This is a genomic window from Halalkalicoccus paucihalophilus (assembly GCF_001593955.1).
Lineage (GTDB): Archaea > Halobacteriota > Halobacteria > Halobacteriales > Halalkalicoccaceae > Halalkalicoccus > Halalkalicoccus paucihalophilus.
Genome location: NZ_LTAZ01000012.1, coordinates 17,172 through 37,586 on the forward strand (window position 1 = coordinate 17,172; position 20,415 = coordinate 37,586).

General features: G+C 55.0%; 15 protein-coding genes. 9 read left to right on the plus strand and 6 right to left on the minus strand.

Features of this window, described 5'->3' with window-relative positions; translation table 11 throughout:
• Nucleotides 1–74 precede the first annotated feature (74 nt).
• Entirely contained in the window at nucleotides 75–2,705 is a 2,631-nt protein-coding gene (locus HAPAU_RS14700; RefSeq protein ID WP_066384616.1) for an alkaline phosphatase PhoX, read from the minus strand.
• Nucleotides 2,706–3,342: 637 nt separating this feature from the next.
• Between HAPAU_RS14700 and HAPAU_RS14705 the strand changes: the two genes are divergently transcribed.
• From HAPAU_RS14705 to HAPAU_RS22940, 5 genes are all read left to right on the plus strand, one after another.
• Entirely contained in the window at nucleotides 3,343–5,382 is a 2,040-nt protein-coding gene (locus HAPAU_RS14705; protein WP_066384288.1) for a primary-amine oxidase, read from the plus strand.
• Nucleotides 5,383–5,901: 519 nt separating this feature from the next.
• Entirely contained in the window at nucleotides 5,902–6,615 is a 714-nt protein-coding gene (locus HAPAU_RS14710; RefSeq protein ID WP_066384289.1) for a ferredoxin--NADP reductase, read from the plus strand.
• Nucleotides 6,616–6,769: 154 nt separating this feature from the next.
• A complete protein-coding gene (locus HAPAU_RS14715; RefSeq protein WP_245634142.1) occupies nucleotides 6,770–8,554 on the plus strand; it encodes an ATP-dependent DNA ligase in 1,785 nt (594 codons plus the stop codon).
• A 64-nt stretch (nucleotides 8,555–8,618) separates the two neighbouring features.
• Complete coding sequence (locus HAPAU_RS14720) at nucleotides 8,619–9,635, plus strand: mRNA 3'-end processing factor (protein ID WP_066384293.1); 1,017 nt, start codon at nucleotides 8,619–8,621, stop codon at nucleotides 9,633–9,635.
• A 331-nt stretch (nucleotides 9,636–9,966) separates the two neighbouring features.
• The gene (locus HAPAU_RS22940) at nucleotides 9,967–10,146 is read left to right on the plus strand and encodes a helix-turn-helix domain-containing protein (RefSeq protein WP_368085894.1); all 180 of its coding nucleotides are present in this window, start codon (nucleotides 9,967–9,969) and stop codon (nucleotides 10,144–10,146) included.
• 347 nt (nucleotides 10,147–10,493) lie between these two features.
• On the opposite strand, the gene HAPAU_RS14730 is transcribed toward HAPAU_RS22940, so the two are convergent.
• Together HAPAU_RS14730 and HAPAU_RS14735 are read right to left on the minus strand one after the other, a co-directional pair.
• A complete protein-coding gene (locus HAPAU_RS14730) occupies nucleotides 10,494–11,984 on the minus strand; it encodes a glycosyltransferase family 39 protein (RefSeq protein ID WP_066384297.1) in 1,491 nt (496 codons plus the stop codon).
• 1 nt (nucleotide 11,985) lies between these two features.
• Nucleotides 11,986–13,083 (minus strand): NAD-dependent epimerase/dehydratase family protein, encoded by a 1,098-nt coding sequence (locus HAPAU_RS14735; RefSeq protein ID WP_066384299.1) that lies wholly within the window; start codon nucleotides 13,081–13,083, stop codon nucleotides 11,986–11,988.
• Nucleotides 13,084–13,228: 145 nt separating this feature from the next.
• Between HAPAU_RS14735 and HAPAU_RS14740 the strand changes: the two genes are divergently transcribed.
• The 4 genes from HAPAU_RS14740 to HAPAU_RS14755 all read left to right on the plus strand — a co-directional run bounded on the left by HAPAU_RS14740 (nucleotide 13,229) and on the right by HAPAU_RS14755 (nucleotide 17,329).
• Nucleotides 13,229–14,056: a UbiA prenyltransferase family protein gene (locus HAPAU_RS14740; RefSeq protein WP_084383799.1), complete on the plus strand. Its 828-nt coding sequence runs from the start codon at nucleotides 13,229–13,231 to the stop codon at nucleotides 14,054–14,056.
• The gene (locus tag HAPAU_RS14745; RefSeq protein ID WP_066384314.1) at nucleotides 14,053–14,691 is read left to right on the plus strand and encodes a PHP domain-containing protein; all 639 of its coding nucleotides are present in this window, start codon (nucleotides 14,053–14,055) and stop codon (nucleotides 14,689–14,691) included. Before HAPAU_RS14740 ends, HAPAU_RS14745 begins: the two co-directional genes overlap by 4 nt.
• A complete protein-coding gene (locus HAPAU_RS14750) occupies nucleotides 14,688–15,671 on the plus strand; it encodes a lysylphosphatidylglycerol synthase transmembrane domain-containing protein (protein ID WP_066384316.1) in 984 nt (327 codons plus the stop codon). Before HAPAU_RS14745 ends, HAPAU_RS14750 begins: the two co-directional genes overlap by 4 nt.
• Nucleotides 15,672–15,874: 203 nt before the next feature.
• The gene (locus HAPAU_RS14755; RefSeq protein ID WP_066384318.1) at nucleotides 15,875–17,329 is read left to right on the plus strand and encodes an arylsulfotransferase (asst); all 1,455 of its coding nucleotides are present in this window, start codon (nucleotides 15,875–15,877) and stop codon (nucleotides 17,327–17,329) included.
• A gap of 570 nt (nucleotides 17,330–17,899) precedes the next feature.
• On the opposite strand, the gene HAPAU_RS23295 is transcribed toward HAPAU_RS14755, so the two are convergent.
• The 3 genes from HAPAU_RS23295 to HAPAU_RS14765 form a co-directional block, all read right to left on the minus strand.
• Nucleotides 17,900–18,112 (minus strand): DUF7509 family protein, encoded by a 213-nt coding sequence (locus HAPAU_RS23295; protein ID WP_449267238.1) that lies wholly within the window; start codon nucleotides 18,110–18,112, stop codon nucleotides 17,900–17,902.
• 102 nt (nucleotides 18,113–18,214) lie between these two features.
• On the minus strand, nucleotides 18,215–18,529 hold the full coding sequence (locus tag HAPAU_RS14760) for a 2Fe-2S iron-sulfur cluster-binding protein (protein ID WP_066384320.1): 315 nt from the start codon (nucleotides 18,527–18,529) through the stop codon (nucleotides 18,215–18,217).
• 6 nt (nucleotides 18,530–18,535) lie between these two features.
• On the minus strand, nucleotides 18,536–19,939 hold the full coding sequence (locus tag HAPAU_RS14765; protein ID WP_066384323.1) for a selenium-binding protein SBP56-related protein: 1,404 nt from the start codon (nucleotides 19,937–19,939) through the stop codon (nucleotides 18,536–18,538).
• Nucleotides 19,940–20,415 lie beyond the last annotated feature (476 nt).

Consider the following 20,415-nt stretch of genomic DNA (forward strand, 5'->3'; position numbering starts at 1 on the left):
GTCGTCAGATTGTGACATATCTTGGGTGTAGATCGCGGACTGGTAATCACAGCGATACAGACTAGACGTTCGCTTCAGTCGACCTCCTCCGAGAGACTCACAACGTCGTCGTAGTCGAGGCGTCCATTCTCGTTGAAGTCGTATGCCGCCTCGTTTTCGCGGACGCTCTCTGTACAGAAGTTCTCGAACAGCGTGTCGACGTCTTCGTCGTCCACTTCACTGTCACCGTTTACGTCCTCGTAGCGACCGTCGTTGTCGGGATCGGTGGGCGCGTCGTCTCCGTCGACCGCCGGCGGACCAGTCAGGATCGTCCCCGACCGGGCCTCCGCGTCGATTGCGTCGCCATCATCGTCGTCCAGTCGATTGACCTCAACTGTGAGTTCGGTCGTTCCTGTACTCTCGGCCTCTAGGTTAATCGACGCGAGAACGACGTTCATTGCGCCAGGTTGGAGGTTCTGTCCCACGTCGGCAAACCGGACCGTCACCGTCGACACATCCTCAGAGACTGAACTCGTCGTGTCCGTCAGTTCATCTGGGAAAGAGACACCAGCGATCGACACCACCGCCGGGTCAGAGATGGAAACAGTGATTCGACCGCCAGAAACGCCAGCCGGTAGGAACGACGCTGTCAGATCAGCTCTCGCGGTATCGTCGAGGTTCACGTTTACCGATTCCACATCGACCAAGACGTTCGGCTGGTAGACGTACAGCCCATCATTGGGGTAGGACCGGGCAGGACCGCCGAAGCCGTCCTCACAGCAGAGGACGCGGCCGTCATCCATCACGTAGACGTTATCGACGTTACGAAGCGCATCGTCGGCATCGGTGGGTGGATCAGTGAAGTCGGGGCCGACGATAACCGGTTCGAGTGTCGAGACATTGTAGTCGAGTTCAACTTCTCCACGGTAGACGATACCCCCATCGACACGATCCATCTGGAGGTCTCCCGTGTCGTCGGCCATGTCGTCGTTGAACTCAGAGATGCCGAAGTAGACGAAGTCACCCGGGCCGGAACCGTCGATGCTGTCGACGCCTTCGGCCTTGTTGAACTCGATCGATGCGCCGATCTCTTTTGCGGCTGCACGCGTCTCGAGGAACGGCACCTTACGGAGATCCTCGTCAACACCTTGTGGCCCGTTGTCGTTCCACTGGTCGGCCCATTCGACAATCTCCTCGTTGGTGATATAGTTCTGATTCCCGTTTTCGATAACCTCGCAGTCGGCCTCTTCGAGCGCCGCACCGAGATCATCTCGCCAGTCGGTCTCGGCGTGGGTTTCGAGGTAGTGCAGCTGGGTGACGTCATCGAACGTAGCGATCCATTGCTCGATCTCGGCATTACTCGCGTGGCCAAGTTCGATCCACTCGATCTCGAGGTTTACATTCGCGGGAGAGTTACGCTCATCTGAATCGGCGACAGACGCCTTGTCATTGGTGATTTTAGGGGCGTAAAGGGTTCCCTCAAGATCCATTGGGTCCTCATAGCTCGGGATCGGCTCATCGGCGACAAACTTGTATATGCCCTTGCTGTCACCATCCGAACAGCCGTAGACGGTCCGCTCATCGCCCAAGAAATCCGGTGCTTCCCAGGATGCGCGGCCCATCACGTAGTACTTGATCGGTTCAGGCACAGCCGCTGTCGGCTCGCGGTAGTCGACATGGTAGCCATAGCGGTACGGGTTCGGGTAGACGTCGCCAATTGGGGTTGTGTCGTTAGTATCGTTACCTGCTTGGTCGACTGGCTCGGCGCCGAGGTAGTATGCGAGGAACTCAACACCCGTCAGTGCCCAATCTCCCTGGGGGATAAACGACTCATCATAGTACTCTTCGATCGCGTCGACGATCTCGCTCGGATTCGGTCGATTCCAGAACTGGCCGGCACCAATGATCCCTTTACCGGAACCAGTATCGATAATATCGCTCACTGTGTGTGTTAGAGAAACGCGTGGGTGCGCATAGTTCTCTTCTGAAGAGACCATCGTGTTCCACGGCGTGAGGTTGCCGTAGCAGTTGATTCGCGTGCCGCCGAGGTCACGAAGGGGCTCAGTATTCGCGAGATTGATTGCATTTTCTAAATCGGCTTCCCACTCGTCGTCATCGGATTGACTGATCGGGACCCGCGAAACATTGCCGGGACTGTTCTCCCAGTTCGTAAAGAGGTATCCTTCGGTACCCTCATCGTTCGTTGCAATAAACTGGTTGCAGTCGGGGTTGGTTGCAGCGGCGCCGTATTGGGTACCCGCGAACTCGTCCATCGTGATGTCGATCCCATCTGGTGTCTGGGTGACACCGAGGAGCTCTGTCCCACCGTTTATCGACTCTCTTGCTTGCGCAAGCAGTACGTATTCGCCGTTATCCGAGCGAACCATGCCTTGTTCATCCCTGGTCTGCGGTGTCGACACTTCAGTGAAATCATCATTGTCACCATCTAGGTCAAACTGAAACCCACTGAAGTAGCCTACGCCGGCACGGTTAAACGGCTCAGGATTCTCCTCGCTAGGATGCTGAAGACTGTAAAGTAATCCTCCGTCTTCGAAGACGAATGGGCCGGTCACCTCAGCTCCATATGCCGTCGTCGAGAACCGCTTGAGATTCCCCTTGACACTGGGCGCGCCGGTGGTGTCTGATTCTTCAATTTCCTCCGAATGTTTTGCGCTTGCTACACCGGTTACGCTAGCGCCGAGTGTGGCTGCGATCGATGTTTCCATCAGGTTTCTCCTGGTAAATTTCATAGCGTACTACAGTGATCCACATTGTTTAATATAAATCTAATTTAAGAAAATTATAATAACATTTTATATGTTGGAGATATGATAGTATATTCATATAATATAATATAATATTTATATAGTCTCAGAGGAGAATTAATCGGGGACGATCTAACAAAGAGAAGATCAGGCTAGTCGGCTATCAGACCGGCAACGCCCATCTCGGCAAGTTCCGTCGCCTCATACTATATATGGATAGTCCAGATGTTTAACCCCACCTACCTCTTCGCGACCGAAACCAGGTGAATCCGATCTTCGGACTGTTGAGTAGGTATACGACCAGCAGTACCGAGATATATACGATATCGGCCGCTGGTGAGGAGCGTATCCGTTGAACAAACAGAGAGTGGTTACCCTTCAAAGAGAGTCTACCTTGTACAACACCTCGGATCCAAGAAGCGATCTGTTGCACAAGACCACACCACCCCTTAAGAACCCCTCATCCATACTACCCTCGTATACACCCACCGTAGATCAATATTCCTTGATGACGATATTATCCGCTCATACCCCAAGCCCCAACCAATTCTTCTCTGTACAGTAAACTTATATTGGTTCCTGTTAACATAATTATAAAATGGCACCTAATAACACCTATCCGAATCAGCATCCTCTGGACCCACTGACTCCAACAGAGATCGAACAGGCTCGAGAAATTGTCGATCAAGGTACGGAGGTAACCGATGATACACGCTTCATTGAAATTACTCTCGCGGAACCACCAAAGGACGCACTGCGAGAGTTCGAACAAACAGACACCTCCCCTGTGCGGCAAGCACGAGTAATCGTCCGCGATAAAGGCACGCAACGGTCGTACAAGGGGATCGCTTCGCTGGATGAGGAAAATCTTATCGAGTGGACCGAAATCGAGCGTGGACAGCCACGAATGATCGGCGAAGAATTCGTTGAAGTCGAGGAGGTTGTCACCTCTAACCCGGAATTCCGCGAGGCAGTGCAGAAACGAGGTGCCGATCCAGACCTCGCGATTGTTACTGCTTGGTCTGCCGGCTACGATTTCGTACCCGAGGATATTGATCGAAGCCGGCGACTCGCACATGGTATCGCATGGGTCAATGCCACCGATGACGATGAAGGAGCCGAAGCATACAACCGACCGTTATCGGGCATTCACGCGTGGGTTGATCTCGACGATCGCGAAGTAATCAAAATCGTCGATACTGGGCCAAAGAACACGGATGTCGTGAACAATCTGAAGACGCACTATTACCGAGAAGACAAACGAGACCTCCGAGACGATCTCAAGCCCTACAACGTTATCCAGCCAGAGGGGCCAAGTTGGGAGATCGATGGGAATACTGTCGAATGGCAGAAATGGCATATCCGCGTTGGATTTAATCACCGTGAAGGACTCGTTCTTTATAATATCGGATATGATGATGACGGGGAAGAACGATCAATCCTCCGACGAGCGTCATGGCCGGAGGTTATTACAGCATACAACGATTCGGATCCAGATCATGACTGGAAGGCTCCGTTCGATGTTGGCGAGTACGGGATTGGTCGTCTCGCAAACTCGCTGACGGAGGGGTGTGACTGTCTAGGCTATATGCACTATTGGGATGCTCTCCTCAATGATGGTGATGGTGAGCCGCAAGTGATTCCCAATGCGATTTGCCTTCATGAGGAAGATTATGGTACTCTCTGGCGCCACCACGATTGGCGTGTTGACGACGATGAAGTCCGTCGGAACCGGCGGTTAGTAATTTCATTCATCTCAACGATCGGGAACTACGATTTCGCGTTTTACTGGTATTTCTATCAGGATGGGAGCATCGAGGGACAGGTACGACTCACTGGGTGTAACGCGACCGGGTTACTCGAGACAGACCAGCAGGAAACCGGGTATGCGGAAATGGTGGGCCCTGGTCACAAATCAATGCTACACCAACACGTGTTCAACTGCCGGTTGGATTTCGAACTTGATGGCCAGCGGAACACGGTTCGTGAAGTGAACCTCAAATCTGTGGATTATGGGCCGGACGGATATGATCCGACACCACATGCAGAGAGCGATCGAATGCGGCTGAACCCACATGGCAACGCCGCGTACGTAGAGCGGACGCGTTTCGAACGGGAGAAGGATGCCCAACGGATGACGAACACACACAGCGGGCGTTACTGGGAAATTATCAATGAGAATGTGCTGAACGAGGCAACAGCCAGTCCAGTTGGGTATCGATTACGAGGCAAGTCAGGGACGAATACAGCGTTCGCAATGCAACCGGGTTCATCAACTGCAAAACGTGCCGGATTCGCGAAGAACCATCTCTGGGTTACACAGCATGCTGATGAGGAAATCTACCCTGCAGGCGAATATCCAAACCAAAATCCTGGTGGGGAAGGTCTCCCCTCGTGGACTGCTGAAAACCGATCCATTGCGAACGAGGACATTGTTGTCTGGTATAACATGTGCCAGACACACGTTGGAGTCCCAGAAGATTGGCCTGTACTCCCCGTGAAAATGCTCTCATTCAAATTAGAGCCGGCAGGGTTCTTTGAAGAAAATCCATCTATCGATATCCCGCCGGAACACGCAATCAAGAACGTTGAGCACTGGAAGACGGAAAATCAAGAGTCGATGAAATTCGATGATTGACCGTCTCTGAGTAGATCAATCGAGTCAATTGTGCAAAAGGCTTATCTTGAGATCATCTGATTTGGAAACAATAAGCGGCTCCCTCTCTCTAGTCGAATTCTTCGAGACGCAGCATGAGTTCTATAGCTCAAACTGGGGTGGTATAGCATGGTCCGACTGGATTCCACTCTATACGAATTCCTTTGCAACTGTCCCACGAGAACCAGGACTATACCGAATTCGCCACCAGAATACCGATCGTCTGTATCTCGAGTATATCGGTGAATCGGGGAATATCCGCCGATGAATCCAGAGTTTCGCGAGAGGTGTCCATACCGAAGAGATGTCGTATCGCGATCCGCAGACGACAGTTCCTATCTCTGAGATATCAGGAATGTGGGGACCCCGCTCTCGAAATCTCGTACGTAAGCGCCGCAGATAATCAGGCGAAAATTCTATTCTGATCGTCTCGATTGGGCTGCTCTGTCACCATTTTCCTTAAGCCGGTTACTTAGGGGACTCGCAGTCGGTTGTATCTATATGCCGTTCGAAGCAATGATCACATCGATCCACCAGATGACTCCCCAAGTGAAACAGTTCGTTATTGAAGCCGACGAGCCGTTCGAATTCGTGCCCGGACAGCATACGACAGTCCAGTTTGAACGCGACGATCCCGACGAAGACGAGGATCAAGAGGTCGTTCGGCCATACACGGCCACCAACACGCCAAATAACAACGCGATCACACTCGCCATCAAACGCTACGATGACGGAACCGCCTCAGTGTATATGCATGAGCGCAAAACAGGTGACACAATAACTCTCGGCGAACTCGGCGGAAATCTCACTCTGCAGGATAAGGATAGAGACGTCGTGTTCGTCTCGACAGGAACAGGTATCACACCAATGATCGCGATGCTCAAACAGTACCTTGAGGTCGGGACTGGTGAGGTCCATTTCTTCTATGGAGAGAAAAATCAAGAGAATATCATGTACCGCGAAACCCTCGATCAGCTTTCCACCGAGCATAACCAACTCTCGGTAGTCTACTCACTTTCCGACGAGGACTGGGATGGCCCAACCGGACACGTTCAGGACCATCTCGATGACTGCCTCAATGGGCTTGACAGGGACTTCTACGTTTGTGGCGTCCCGCAGATGGTCGTCGACACCAAAGATCACCTCGATGAGCTAGATGTTCCCGACGAGCGCGTGTTCTCCGAAGGGTGGGAAGACGGTGAGGTCGAAAACTGAAAACCAATCTCTCGTCCTAGAGAACAACGGCCAGTAGGAGAAGGGTTGGTGACTCGCAATCGAATGCTATGACACGCTACGGCTATTTCTCGATAGATGTCCAACGTCAATCGTCTCTTTAGAACGACGGCAGCGAGATTTTTTAGAACTATCCATGAGAACCACGGATGTACCGATTTCACCGCCAGAGACAGCTGCTCTCTCTTATGGTTGGAAACTGCAAACCGTACCCTTTTGCGGGTTCTTCCCCTTGATTTCCATAATGGAGTATCGTCGACTGGTCGAGATATATGACCGCCTCGATGCAACATCGTCGACACTCAAAAAAACCGATATCTTAGCCGATGCGTTCAGTGAGGCAGGTGACTTATTGCCAGAGCTCATCCAACTCGCACGTGGTCGTCTATTCGCCTCCTGGGAAAGCGATGAGCTTGGAGTCTCCTCGTCGCTCACAGCTCAGGCGATCGCGAACGCAACCGGGGTTAACAACGACCAGATAGAGTCATGGTGGCGCGAAACCGGTGATCTCGGTGACGCCGCTGCAAACGCTATTGAAAACCGCGCTCAGACGACCCTCGTCTCGGATACTCTAGAGGTCCGTACTGTCTATGAGACCCTTCGTGGCCTCACCGAATACGAAGGAACTGGGAGCCAAGACCGGCGTATCAATGATATTGCGAATTTGCTTGCAGACGCCGAACCGAATGAGGCCCGGTATATCGTACGAACCATCGTTGGCGCAATGCGATTGGGGGTCGGCGAAGGGACGATTCGTGACGCCATCGCCACGGCGTTTCTCGACGGCTCCGACGAAGCGATCCAAACTGTCGAACGAGCCTACGAAGTCACGAACGATTTTCGGACTGTCGGTGAGACTGCCCACGATCAGGGTCGTAACGGACTCAAGGAACTCGACATCGAGCTATTCCGGCCGGTAAAGGCCATGCTCGCCCAGAAAGCCGAGAACGTTGCCGACGCACTCAATGGGACCGAGCAGCCACTCGCCGAGTACAAATACGATGGAATGCGGACGAAAATTCACATTAATGGCGACGAGATTCGTGTGTTCACCCGGCGACTCGAGAACGTCACAGCCCAGTTTCCGGATATTGTCGCTGCCGCCCAAGAGGAAATCACCGCCGAGAGTGCCATTATCGAGGCCGAAGTAGTGGCGTACGACCCTGAGACGGACAGTCCGATCCCTTTCCAAGAGTTCTCCAAGCGCATCAAGCGAAAGAACGATATCAATGAGATGGCGGCGGAGTATCCTGCGACCGTTCACGTCTTCGACCTCCTCTATCATGACGGCGAGCCCCTCATCAATAGGCCACTCTCCCAGCGAATCGAGTGTCTCGAGGAGATCATCGATCACGATGAAGATAAAGGGACGATCCAGCGGGCGGAGAATCACCAGCCAGCGTCGGTTGAGGAAGCCGAATCGTTCTACGCCGACGCGCTGAAGGCCGGTCAAGAAGGGCTGATCGTCAAGAACATGAACGCTCTCTATCAGCCGGGATCCCGAGTCGGCTATATGTTGAAAGTGAAACCAATGATGGAACCGCTCGATCTCGTCGTTGTACAGGCGAAATGGAGCGAGGGTCGCAAGAGTGACTGGTTAGGTCGTCTGCGGCTCGCTTGCTGGGACGCCGAGCACGAAGAACTTCGCGAAGTCGGGCGAATGTTCTCAGGACTGACGGATGCTGAACTCCGCGAAATCACAGCAAAACTCGAGCCACTGATTCAATCAGTCGATGGCCGAACCGCGAAGATTCGTCCGGAAATCGTCATCGAAGTCGAATACGAAGAGATCCAAGAATCCACCACATACGATTCGGGGTACGCACTCAGGTTCCCTCGGTTCGGTGGATTCCGCGACGATCTCGGCCCTGAGGACGCTGATCAATTCGAGCGCGTCGAACGACTCTACGAGGAACAATAGTAATGATGACCGATCACAGCAGCAGGATCCGAGGCTGGAAAACACAACAAGGGAGTAACCACTGATGACAACAACAGAAGCGGTCAGTCTACGTGACGGAGTTCGAATCGACCTCACAACTGGTGAGACAATTGTTGCGGATGCGACCGAACCCAATGGCGATATCGTCGTTCTTAGCCACGCTCATGGTGACCATCTCTATACGCAAGCCCCTACCGACGTGATCTGTTCGGACCTCACTGCCCGACTTGCCGCTGCCCGACGAGAAGACGAAGGATCGCTTTCGCGCACGTCACATTCGGCGATCGAACAAGTAGCAGCAGGTCACGTTCTGGGGTCGTGCGCTACTATCATCGAAGACAGCGATGGGACGACCTACCTCTATACTGGCGACTTCTCGACACGGGATCGGTTCGCTCTCGACGGGTTCGACGCTAAAGCGGTCGCCGCTGAGTACGATATCGACGTACTCATTACCGAATCTACCTACGGGAAACCGGAGTACGTCTTTGAAGAGCAGGTGACACTCGAAAACCGTATCATCGACTGGTTAAACGACACTAATGATACACCCGTTATCCTCTTCGGCTACACGCTTGGACGTGCACAAGAACTCGAGTTGCTCGTTGATCGGTCCGGACGAGACCGATTGTTCGTGACAGAAGCCATCGAACGTCTGAACGACGTTATTGAATCCATCCACAGTGTTGAGTTTGCCGCTGAACGCTACGGCCGTGACGTGACGATCGGAGCTGGGGACGTATTAGTTCTTCCAGCACAGACGAACAAACTCTCATTCGTTGATCACATCGTCGAAAATACTGGTGCGATAAAGGCTGGGTTTTCTGGATGGGCCGTCGAAGACTCGTTTAAGTATCGTGGCGATTACGACGAGACGTTTGTCCTCTCCGATCACAGCGATTTCACCGAACTCACTGCGACTATTGAAACGCTGAATCCAGAGCGAGTGTACACTCAACACGGATTCGCTGACGCATTCGCTACTCACATCGAAACGACGCTCGACATCGATGCGCGGTCGCTCAAGGAAAACCAAACCTCGCTCGGTCAGTTTGGCTAAGTCTCGCCGATTCAAATCGATGAGTGGCTCAGAATCATCTGTTATAACCACCATACTTAAAAGAATATTAAACTATCTTTCAAACGCTATTGCTCTCTCCGGAGCGTAGCTGACTGCTCTTTTCCCGTAATGTTGGATAGTATATGATTCTAAGTGATCATCGCTCAAGAGTATAATCGAGACGGGGGTAGTACTCAATCTCGTCAAACCAGCCCGTACAACGCCACCCAAATTCCAACGCCATGAATTCCCAACAGCCCATTTTACAGTCCAAAGGACTATTAAATCAGTACCACTTAGTCTAGACTCAAGTACCTCGAAGCTCGTGTACGTGTACTTATTGAGCAGCGAGCCGGCATCGATCGACGAACTTCACGCAGCGCTCAATATTGAGAAGCTGACGCTGTACCCAATCCTAAATACACTTATGACAGCGAATCTCGTCACCCAATCCGAGGACGAATATCGCTGTCAGAGCCGCCCGAAAATGAAACGAAAGCATGACTACTGACGCACCTTGTGCCGTTGTGCGTCTGTGGATACTTCTTCCCAACGACATCAGCCTGAATTAAGCCGACGTTATCGAGTAGTTTCAGGAGCTCAAACAAAACGGAAGACTCGCAGAGTCCGATATCGACGGGTGGGGAGTCAACAATGGGAATCACCATCCCACGTGATCGGGATTCAATTAAACCACAAAAACTACTCTCCGAGCTCGAACGATGGACAGATAACCACGAGTGCACGCTCGACTTTGCGATTGGTCAGTTCGATATTAACTCATCAGTTACCAGCGACACAATGCAGGATACGGATACTGCAAACTAGATCTTCCTGAATATCAGCTTCCCTAAGAAGTTACTCTGAAACATATTTGACAATTCGAATATCGTTGTATTCTTTTGTCTCCGTCGGTCGATGGGTTCGCTCGATCGAGTCCTTCATATCCTCCTCTTGGGCGGGATACCCGTGGGAAAAAACAAACCAGACAGTTTCCGATTCCGCGATTCGATCCAATTCTTCTTCTCGAAGCGTGTTTTCGGACGCAGACGTCACCGTTGCCTCTGAGTCAAAGTAGTAGCCGAACGGGTACTCTAGGTCGCTCCGGCTGAGGAGAACCAGATCATCCGCATCAGCGTTCCCCGCCACGTACTGGGCGGATTCGCGCCACTGTTCGCGTTGATCATCAGCGTACATGGTCGGCAACGGGTAAAGGGACACGGACAGCACGAGAACAACTACCATGAACCGAGCGGACGGGCGGGGAAGTCTGGCGATCCCTCTCGCGACGAGTATGAATAGACCGATTGAGGCAGGAATCGTGTATCGCTGAACGAATATCGGTGTGATCGCATAGGAAACGAAGATCGGAACCACGATAGGGACCAGAACCCACGACCCCAATAGGAGCGCCGACCACGACCGAGCGTCCCCGTCTCTCTCAGGGGCAGATCCCGATCCCATTGGTGCTTTCTGACCCGGTATCCACGGTAGCGGAAAGACAGCGATAACGCAGAGCACACCGATGAACGCGAGGAGACTGAAGTACACCACTGGATGCCACTGGAGAACCCACGAGGTGCCGAAGTACGATAACGGCGTCGTGACGAGATACGGGACGGATGGGGGCAACACCCATACCTCGCCCTGGCCGGTGAGCACTCGGACCACGAGGACCCGCACGTACGGAAGGAGAAGAATGCCGATGACCACTTGGACCTTTACCCAATCCATAACGGCGGCGCTCTCTATTCTCCCTTTGGACAGCATCTGCTTGCCGAACACGAACAGCAACTGGGACAAAATGACAAACAAACCGAACATGTGCGTGTATCCGAGGGCGACCGTGGAGATCACGTAGAGAACAACGTGTTCCGTACTTGCCTCCTTATCCATCGATTTCAACAGAAACAGGAACGAAAGCGATGAAAGGAATGCGAGGAGCGTGTACATACGGGCCTCTTGGGCGTACCAGATGTGAAACGACGAGACCGAGAGGAGCCCTGCACTGAGGAGGCCGACGTCTCTTGAGTATAGTTCCGATCCCAGCAGATAGATCACGACTATGGTGACGATCCCAAACAAGGCCGATAACAGCCGGAGGGTCGATTCGCCGTATCCAAACGCTGTTGTCCAGATGTCGAGGATGAGGTAATATAACGGCGGACTGTTGTCCGTCCAGGGGAGTTCGAGCGCGAGCGCGGCGAACGACATGGTTTCGACGAAGTGGACTGAGTACCCCTCGTCAAGCCAGAGGCTCTCCGCGCCGATCCGAAAGATCCGAAGCAGGGATCCGATCGCGACGATAATCCCTACCAGGAGGACGTCTTTACTCGGCCGTCTGCTCATCTCAGAACTTCTTGAAGAGCTCTTTGACGATGGTCAATGCTCCCTGGTCCCAGGCGACTCGGTGGTCCTTTCCAGCCTCTGCGCCCTTCGCTTCGTAGTTGTTCAGATACCATTGATAGGTATCGACTAGGGCCTCTTGATTGGAGTACTCGGGCTCCCAGCCGAGTCCACGGAGTTTTTCGACCGAGACGTACGAGTCCTCGTGGGCTGTCTCGTACACCCAAGGATACAGTGGCGAGAGATCGAGCGCGTTCAACGCCCGCAATGCGAGGACGGTCACCGTTGCGGGCGTCCCGACGACCCGCTTTCCGGTCCCTGCCTCGTCGATTGGGGCTTGGAAGTCCTCCTTCATCGTCCCGTACTCCTCAGCGCCTACGTTGAACGTCTCGTTCACGTCGTCCTCGTCCAGTAGGAACATCAGTTCGATCGCCCGGACGATATCATGGACGTGCAGTAGTTGGTACTGGTTGTCCCCCCACCCCACCAATGGGACGTTGGCCCCGTCCTCGATCCAGTCGAACAGGACCTGAAACACGCCGAGTCGCTGTGGACCGATGAACGTCTTGGGACGGAGGATCGGGACACACATCCCCATTCGTCTGAAGTCCTCACAGATCCGTTCGGCCTCGACCTTCGCGTTGCCGTACGCACCGACACCGTCCAACGGCGACTCTTCGGTAATCGGATGGGTGTCATGTGTACCATAGACGGCCGTCGAGGAGATATAGACCACGCGTTCGATGCCCGCTTCCTTTGCTGCCCACAGGACGGATCTGGTTCCCTCGATGGTCACCTCTCGGATCTCGTCGTCGTCCCACAGCGGGAGCGCCGCCGCAGTGTGGACGATCACGTCCGGCTCGACGTCCTGGATCGCCTTCTGGAGGGCGTTCTCGTCACGGACGTCACCCTCGACGAACCCGATTTCGTCCGTATCATCGTCCTCGTTGAACGATTTGAGATCATAGGCCGTCACGTCCCATCCGCGATCAGCAAAGTACTGACACGTGTGCAGGCCGAGAAACCCCGTTCCCCCGGTAATCAGAACCGAATCGTACTGTGATTCCGTGGCATCGACGTCGGCTATTTCGGTCGCTCCCATCATACATACAAACCCACACATTCATATTTCTGTTTCGCTTCATTGCTGGGTAATGGCGAGTTCACTTCGGACGTCTCCCGCGGTTACCACCGCGACAGGGTTGGTCCGTGAAGCTCGCCCATTGCAGTGGTACAAACAGGGTGTGATGCTCTTGGGGATCGTCTTCTCGAAGAATCTTTTCAATTTTGAGGCTTGGGCTAACCTCCTCGTCGGGGTCGTTGCCTTTACCGCCGTTGCCGGTACGATGTACATCTTCAACGATATCAATGACCTCGAGAAGGACCGGAACCATCCTGAAAAACGACATCGACCCATCGCAAGTGGACAGGTCTCCGTTCCTGTCGCCGCCGGATTCGCCCTGCTCCTCGCCGTCGGTGGCCTGGGTGCCGCCTACAGTGTTGGCCCTCTCTTTCTCACAGTGTTAACCATCTATGTCGCCCAAAACGTGCTCTACTCCGTTCATTTCAAACAAATGGTCTACGTCGACGTCATCCTCGTCGCCATCGGGTTCGTCCTTCGGGCGATTGCTGGTGTCGTAGCGATCAACGTCTTCCTGAGCCCATGGTTGATCGTGAGTACCTCCTTGCTCGCGTTGGTCTTGGCCCTCGGAAAACGCCGCCAAGAACTCGAGTGCACAACCGAGCCCCAGGAGACCCGGTCGGTGCTCGCCGAGTATGCCGAGGGCGACGTCGACCAACTGCTCGTCATGACTATGGCGTCGCTGCTAATGGCCTATTCATTGTATACTTTCTCCCGGACCAACCCGGTGATGATGGTCACCCTCCCGTTTGCCTTTTTTGGGGTCTTTCGCTACCATCATCTCGTTTATACCACCGACATCGCGAGCCAGCCACAGTACCTCTTCACCGATTGGCCATCAGTTGTGAACCTCATCCTTTGGGCGTGTGTTTCGGTACTTGTGCTCTACAACGTTCCCAAGCGGGTACTCGCAGCACTGGGGGTGATCGGATGAGAGAATACGATCTCCAGGTCCACACCGACGCCTCGCCCTGTTCACGGGCCGCACCGCGAGATGTCGTCAAGGCGGCCTGCAAGACGGGTCTCGACGGGATCGCGATTACGAACCACGACACGCTTGAGGGGTATGCGGCAGTCGACGACCTCGCACCAGAAGGTTTGACTGTGATCTCCGGCGTCGAGGTGACAACGACCCAGGGACATCTCCTCGCGCTCGACGTTCAGGAAGTGCCTGCACGTGGAGATCCACTCACCGTGATCGACCGAGTACACGACCAGGGTGGTCTTGCAATTCTTTCCCATCCGTTCGATCGACTCCGGGAGTACTATACCGACGACCTCGAGGAAATCGCGACTCGCGCTGACGGCGTGGAGGTTCGCAATTCGCGGTGTATCATCCCCCGCTACAACCGCCGCGCGCGGACGTTCGCGGCCGACCACGGTCTAGCGATGACCGGCGGGAGCGATGCGCACTTCCCCATGGAGGTCGGCCGGGTCCGGACGATATGTGACCGTCCGGTCCTCGAGGCGATCCGCACGAACGGGACCGATACAGCGGGCCGTGGCGGCTACCTCTCGGGCCACGTCGCGACCAAGCTCAACGACCTTCTCGCCATCATACACGCATGAGCGAGGCCTTCTCCGCCACTGAACGCGCCGTTCGCCGACACGGGCTCTGGCTCACGGCCCTCCTTACGATCGGGGTCTTCTTCGCGCTGTTCCTGTTCGGTGACGCAGCCGAGGTCAGTCGGGTGATCCTCGCCATCGAGCCATGGCGTATCGGCGCAGTAATAGTGCTCGCGACAGTGAGCTACGGGATCCGATTCGCGAAATGGGAGTACTACCTCCGGCAACTCGCAATCACGATCCCGCTCAAGACCAGCCTATTGGCCTTTTTCAGCGGCCTGATGATGGTTGTTACCCCCGGCAAAGCGGGAGAAGTCTGGAAGGCGTGGTTCCTCCGGGACCTCCGAGACATTCCAGTTAGCCGGACTGCCTCGGTCGTCGGGGCCGAGCGCGTCACCGACCTACTCGCGCTCTCGGTGTTCGCGCTCTTCGGTCTGATGGTCTACGAGCAGTCCTCGACGGTACTGGTCGGGGTACTGACGGTTTTTCTTATCGGCATCGGCCTGCTCCAGTGGCGAGCGTTCTGTCTCGGACTCCTGAGCCGGCTCGAACCCCTTCCGATCGTCGGACCGTACGCGAACGAACTTGAGGAGTTCTACGAAAGTGCCTACGTGCTGTTCCAGTTCCGTCCGCTGGCTGTCTCGCTTCTCATCAGCCTGCTCGCCTGGGGACTTGAGGGCACGGCCCTCTGGATCGTGCTCGATGGATTCGGCACACAGGCGGCCCTGCCGGTAGCGCTGTTCGTGTTCGGTCTCGGTTCGGTCGTCGGTGCGGCGAGCCTCCTCCCCGGTGGGTTGGCTGCCACCGAGGCCAGCATGGTCGGGATGCTCGTTGTCCTCGGATACTCCCATTCCGTCGCTGTCAGCTCGACACTCCTCATCCGTGTCGGGACGCTCTGGTACGGTGCAGTCCTCGGAACCACCGTCTTTGTCACCTACCGCTTCGTCCGCGATCGGAATCAGCCTGCACACCAGAGCCGGTAAACACGGCCCTTCAGGACAAAGCGTATCCGACGAGATGTCATGACCCTTCTCCTGTGTCAAACTGGCTGAACACGACGATTCCGCACTATTATTGGAAGACTGATATGAATATGAGGAGACGAAAGTACTATTATACGAACCCCCAATAACGGCTGTATGACAGTTTGGGGGATGGCCGAACTGACGGGGCGGGTGGGGAAACCGTGAGTGATCGCTCGGACTCGGTCGGCAGGCATCTGCGATCGATTTTCTCGCGAAATTACCTTCGGATCGTGTTTATAGTGCTCGTGCTCCTCTCAAGCGTGGTTCTTATCAACGGTGCGACAGGAGATCACCTCACGACGGCCACCGAGGAGGATGTCCCACGCGCACCGGCCACTGATGGCCACACAGTGATTACCGAATCCGGCAAAACTGGGACAATTACCGCCTACGCTCCTGATGGAAGCGTGATCTATTACGATAACTCTCGGACGAAGTATTACGACGTCGATCCGGTTGAGGGCGACCCGATGACCATCGAGTATACCGCGACCGATACGATCAACTCCGAGGGGGTGACCTGTAGCGATCCGCCGTGTTCGCTGAACGTCATTGAACGTGTCGACCTCGAGACCGGCGAAAAAGAAGTGATCTATGAGCGCTACGACGCGAGCGATTACTCTTCCGAGTGGCATGACGCCGACCGGATCGACGAGAACCGCATTCTCGTCGGCGACATGGTCGAGGATCGGATGTTCATCGTCAACACCGAGACCGAGATCGTCGAGTGGTCGTGGGACGTCCAGTCCGCGTACCCCATCGAGGGTGGCGGACCGTTCCCACGCGACTGGGCACACCTCAACGACGTCGAGTACATCGAGAGCGAGGGCGATCCGATGAACGGTATGATGATGGCGAGCCTGCGCAACCAGGATCAGGTCGTCTTCGTCGACCCCGAGGAGGGTCTCCAGGAGGACTGGACGCTCGGATCGGAGAACAATCACGACGTCTTGTTCGAACAGCACAACCCTGATTACATTCCCGCGGCAAACGGCGGCCCGGCGATCACCGTTGCCGATTCCGAGAACGCCCGTGTCCAAGAGTTCCAGCGAGAGAACGGTGAGTGGACGCAAAGCTGGGAGTGGTCCGACGAACGGATGCAGTGGCCTCGTGACGTCGACCGGCTCCCCGATGGGAACACGCTCATTACCGATACCCACGGCCATCGCGTTATAGAAGTGAACCCCGATGGCGAGATTGTCTGGGCGGTCGAATCGTCGCGGCCATACGAAGCTGAGCGGCTAGAGACCGGTGCGGAGAGCACTGACGGCCAGAGCGCACAGGAACTCGGCCTCGAATCCCACACACCCGGCGATGTCGGCGGGACCAACGGCGAGGCGAACTCCGGAAGCAGTGAGAGTGGCTTCGATCCAATTGGGACACTCTCCCGTCTGTTCGGTGAACTCGCTGCCTTTGTTATCTCATATTTCTCGTTCCGGATGTACAACGCTCTCATCTTCATCACCCCAATTTGGATGGGCAACCCTGAGTTCGGCGCTGCCGCCGTCTTAATCCTAACAGTATTCGTATGGATCTTGCTTGAAGTCAGCTGGCGCCTCTATGACTCGCAAATCAAAATTCGCAACCCCGTATATTGGGGCAATTCCAAAAAATAATAAACCCTTATTAAATGATGATTTTTGTACTCGATGAGAAGAATGGTTTTGAAACTAAACGAAAAAGAATAATCTCGCCGAATAGTTCAACGAGAGAAGAGCCAGTTAGGCTGCCAAGAGTTTATACCAGAAGACGGGCCCACAGAGCGTGATGACCCCGACGGTGTACATGCTGGTGTGAGATCCTCTACAAAGTCACGCTCGAAACCCAAGCGCTCTCGATCGAGATGCATCCGTGGGATCTGCGCCCACCAATCGACCAATGCCACCTATCGAATCGCACTCACCAGACCCAGCAGAGAGGGTGTAGATGAATCGATGAGACGCTTGCGAGCCACCACTGGCTCTTTGCGACGCTTTCACGAGCTGTAAGGAGTTCGTCGATATACTCTTGCGCCTCCCGCAGGGCCTCGTCATCTTGCTGGGGAAGCCCTTCGGAAAGGTAGTTTGGAAGAGATGAAGGTGCTATCGGAGACATTCTACCTTGTGCAACAAGGATCGCTATCGTATTAGTATCGTTGTACAAGGTTGGTTAGAGGTGATGAACGACTAGATGGATAGTCGTCAACGTCAGAATCTCTTGGAGACACACCATGATTTTGACTGTGCAATAGCATTCATCACCGGATCTTCGGCGTCTTTGTTTTCAGGAAGGGGAATCTCGGAATCGGTAGCAATGAAGGCATTCACGCCGGGGTCGTCTCGGGGGAACGAACAGAGGTCCTTGAGTTCAGTAACGAATTCCTGATCAGCAGTGGTAAATACATCATCGGCAACGCGGATTCAACCATTTTGGGCGGATTACGAGCATCTCGCCGAACGATTCGCGTTTGCTCTCTGGAGGCCAAGGCTTACTTCGTACCCAAGGAGACCGGACGGTTGCTTTCATTTCCATGGGTTCGGCACGAGGTCAGCCTGCACCCGGGCACCGACCTCGATCCGACAGTCCGAGCGCGGTTCAGCCACACAGAGTAGGACGTACCCGTCCTGCCGGTGCCGGGGTTTCAGCCCCCGTGGCCGTTCACTATGGACCAGATTCCCCTCCAGCAGACGCCCAGTACAGGTGCCACAGGCGCCGTACAGACAGCCATAGGGGACGACGACACCTTCGCGCTCGGTGACGTTGATGACCGTCTCCGACTCGGCGACATCGACGGTCGCTTCCCGGCCGTCACGCCACTCCAGGGTGACCCGATGCATTGGCGGCTACTGCCAGACATCGCTGGTACAGTCGCCGCCGGGCCAGCGAATCTCGTGGGCACGGGCCGGACCACCGGGCGCGTCACCGAAGTCGACGACGAACTCCTCGTCGAGCTCCATCCGCCCTTCCTCAGGGTAGACATCCGCCTTCAGCATCAGCGATCCCTCCTCGCCGATTTCGGGGTAGAACTGGTTGTCCCACGAGGAGAACAGAGAGGTGGTCCAGTAGAGCCGCCGCCCGTCACGGGACAGTTGGAGCATCTGAGGGGCGCCCCGGATGTCGTGACCCGAAACCTCCTGTCGGTCGCCAAAGTTGCCGCCGGCCCACACCTGATCCACCAGTCGGGGATTGCCCGTGTCACTGATGTCGTACATCCGCACGTCGCCGTGCAGCCAGTTCGAAAAGAACATATATTGGTCGTCGAGCGACAGGAGGAGATCGGTCACAAGACCGGGAACGGGCATGTCCCAGTCCGGATGCTCGCGGTCCTCAATATCGATCACTTTCTCCCACTCCCAGTTTCCATCGCCGTCCTCCCAGAACCGGATGACGTTCGAAGAAAGTGCGGCGCCCACATATCCCTCCGTTTCCTCCGGATTGTGGGGCATCCGAATCTCCAGCGGGATCAGCCCCTCCTCGCCAAAAGTGAGTGTCTGGCGGTGTTCTTTGGTTTCCCAGTCCCAGATATGGATGCTGTCGCCGTATTTACTGTTTTCAACGTCATCAAGGTCAAATCCGGGATAGTAGGTTTTTGGAGCAGCCCACTCGGTCGACAGCATTACACCGTGCCGGGGCTGGTACCAGTAATCGTAGTTCATCTTCATGTCGCCGCGGTCGCTCTCCCAGTGGCCGTCGATGGAAAAGTCGTCCTGATCGAGCTGAAGGAAGCCACCGGGAAGTTCGCCGTCGGCGTTGCCAAGCATACTGATGACGATTTTCCCTCCGGGAACGCAGTGAACGGTGTGGGGTGCCGAGAGGTCGTACTCGAACACGTCCTCGGGTTCGATCACCTTCTCGATCGTCGGCTGTCGGGGGTCGGCGGCGTCAACGATATGAATTCGCGAGGAGCGCTGTCCAGGGACGATCAGATAGTCGCGGGTCAATCCTTCGGCGTGGCACGACGACGAGCAGCTGTTCCAGCCAAAGTGATGGAGTTCGTCACCCTTGTTCGGCATCTCAACGGTGTCGATCAACTCAGCATAGGTGTCGGAGTCGGGATCTACATCAACGACGCCGATGAAGTCCGGGCCATCGACATCCATCCCAACTCGGGGTGCCATGACGAAGGCGGTCTTCTCACGTTCAGATTCCGTCCGCATTGCCGCGGGTGTCGGATAGCCCGGTCCCTTCACCTCGTGATGTTCATGCCCCTGTGTCTCGGTCGAGTGACTGGGTTCATCAGTACTCATGATAGTGTATGACACAGTCGACTCGATCATAAATAGTATTTTCGCTCGTTCGGGCACAGGAGTGATACCAACGGTTGCTTAAACCGCGTGTTTGAGCGTGTCTCGTACGGATTTTCGCATCCCTATCTAACGAGTGGTCAGTCGGGACGGAAGTGCACTACTAAGATTCCACCAGGGCTGGATCCCCGCTCTCTACCGCGCCGACGATAGGTTCCCGGTTTGTCGGCCCACTCAGCAATTAAGGGGGTATCGTTCTGATTACACGGGGGACTGTGACATCCTCCCCGCCGTTTACGGCGGGGCTTCCCACGCTCACCAACGGGCGGTTCGGTGGGAGATTTATGGTTGCCGGCCCGACGCACCGGGGGCGGTGCCACGCCGCCGTTACTCCTATCACGCTCGTGACTCAGAGTTACGTGGTGTTTTTTGTCGGTCTGCGGTCCCACGGGCTTACGTTTTGATGAGGCAAACACCGA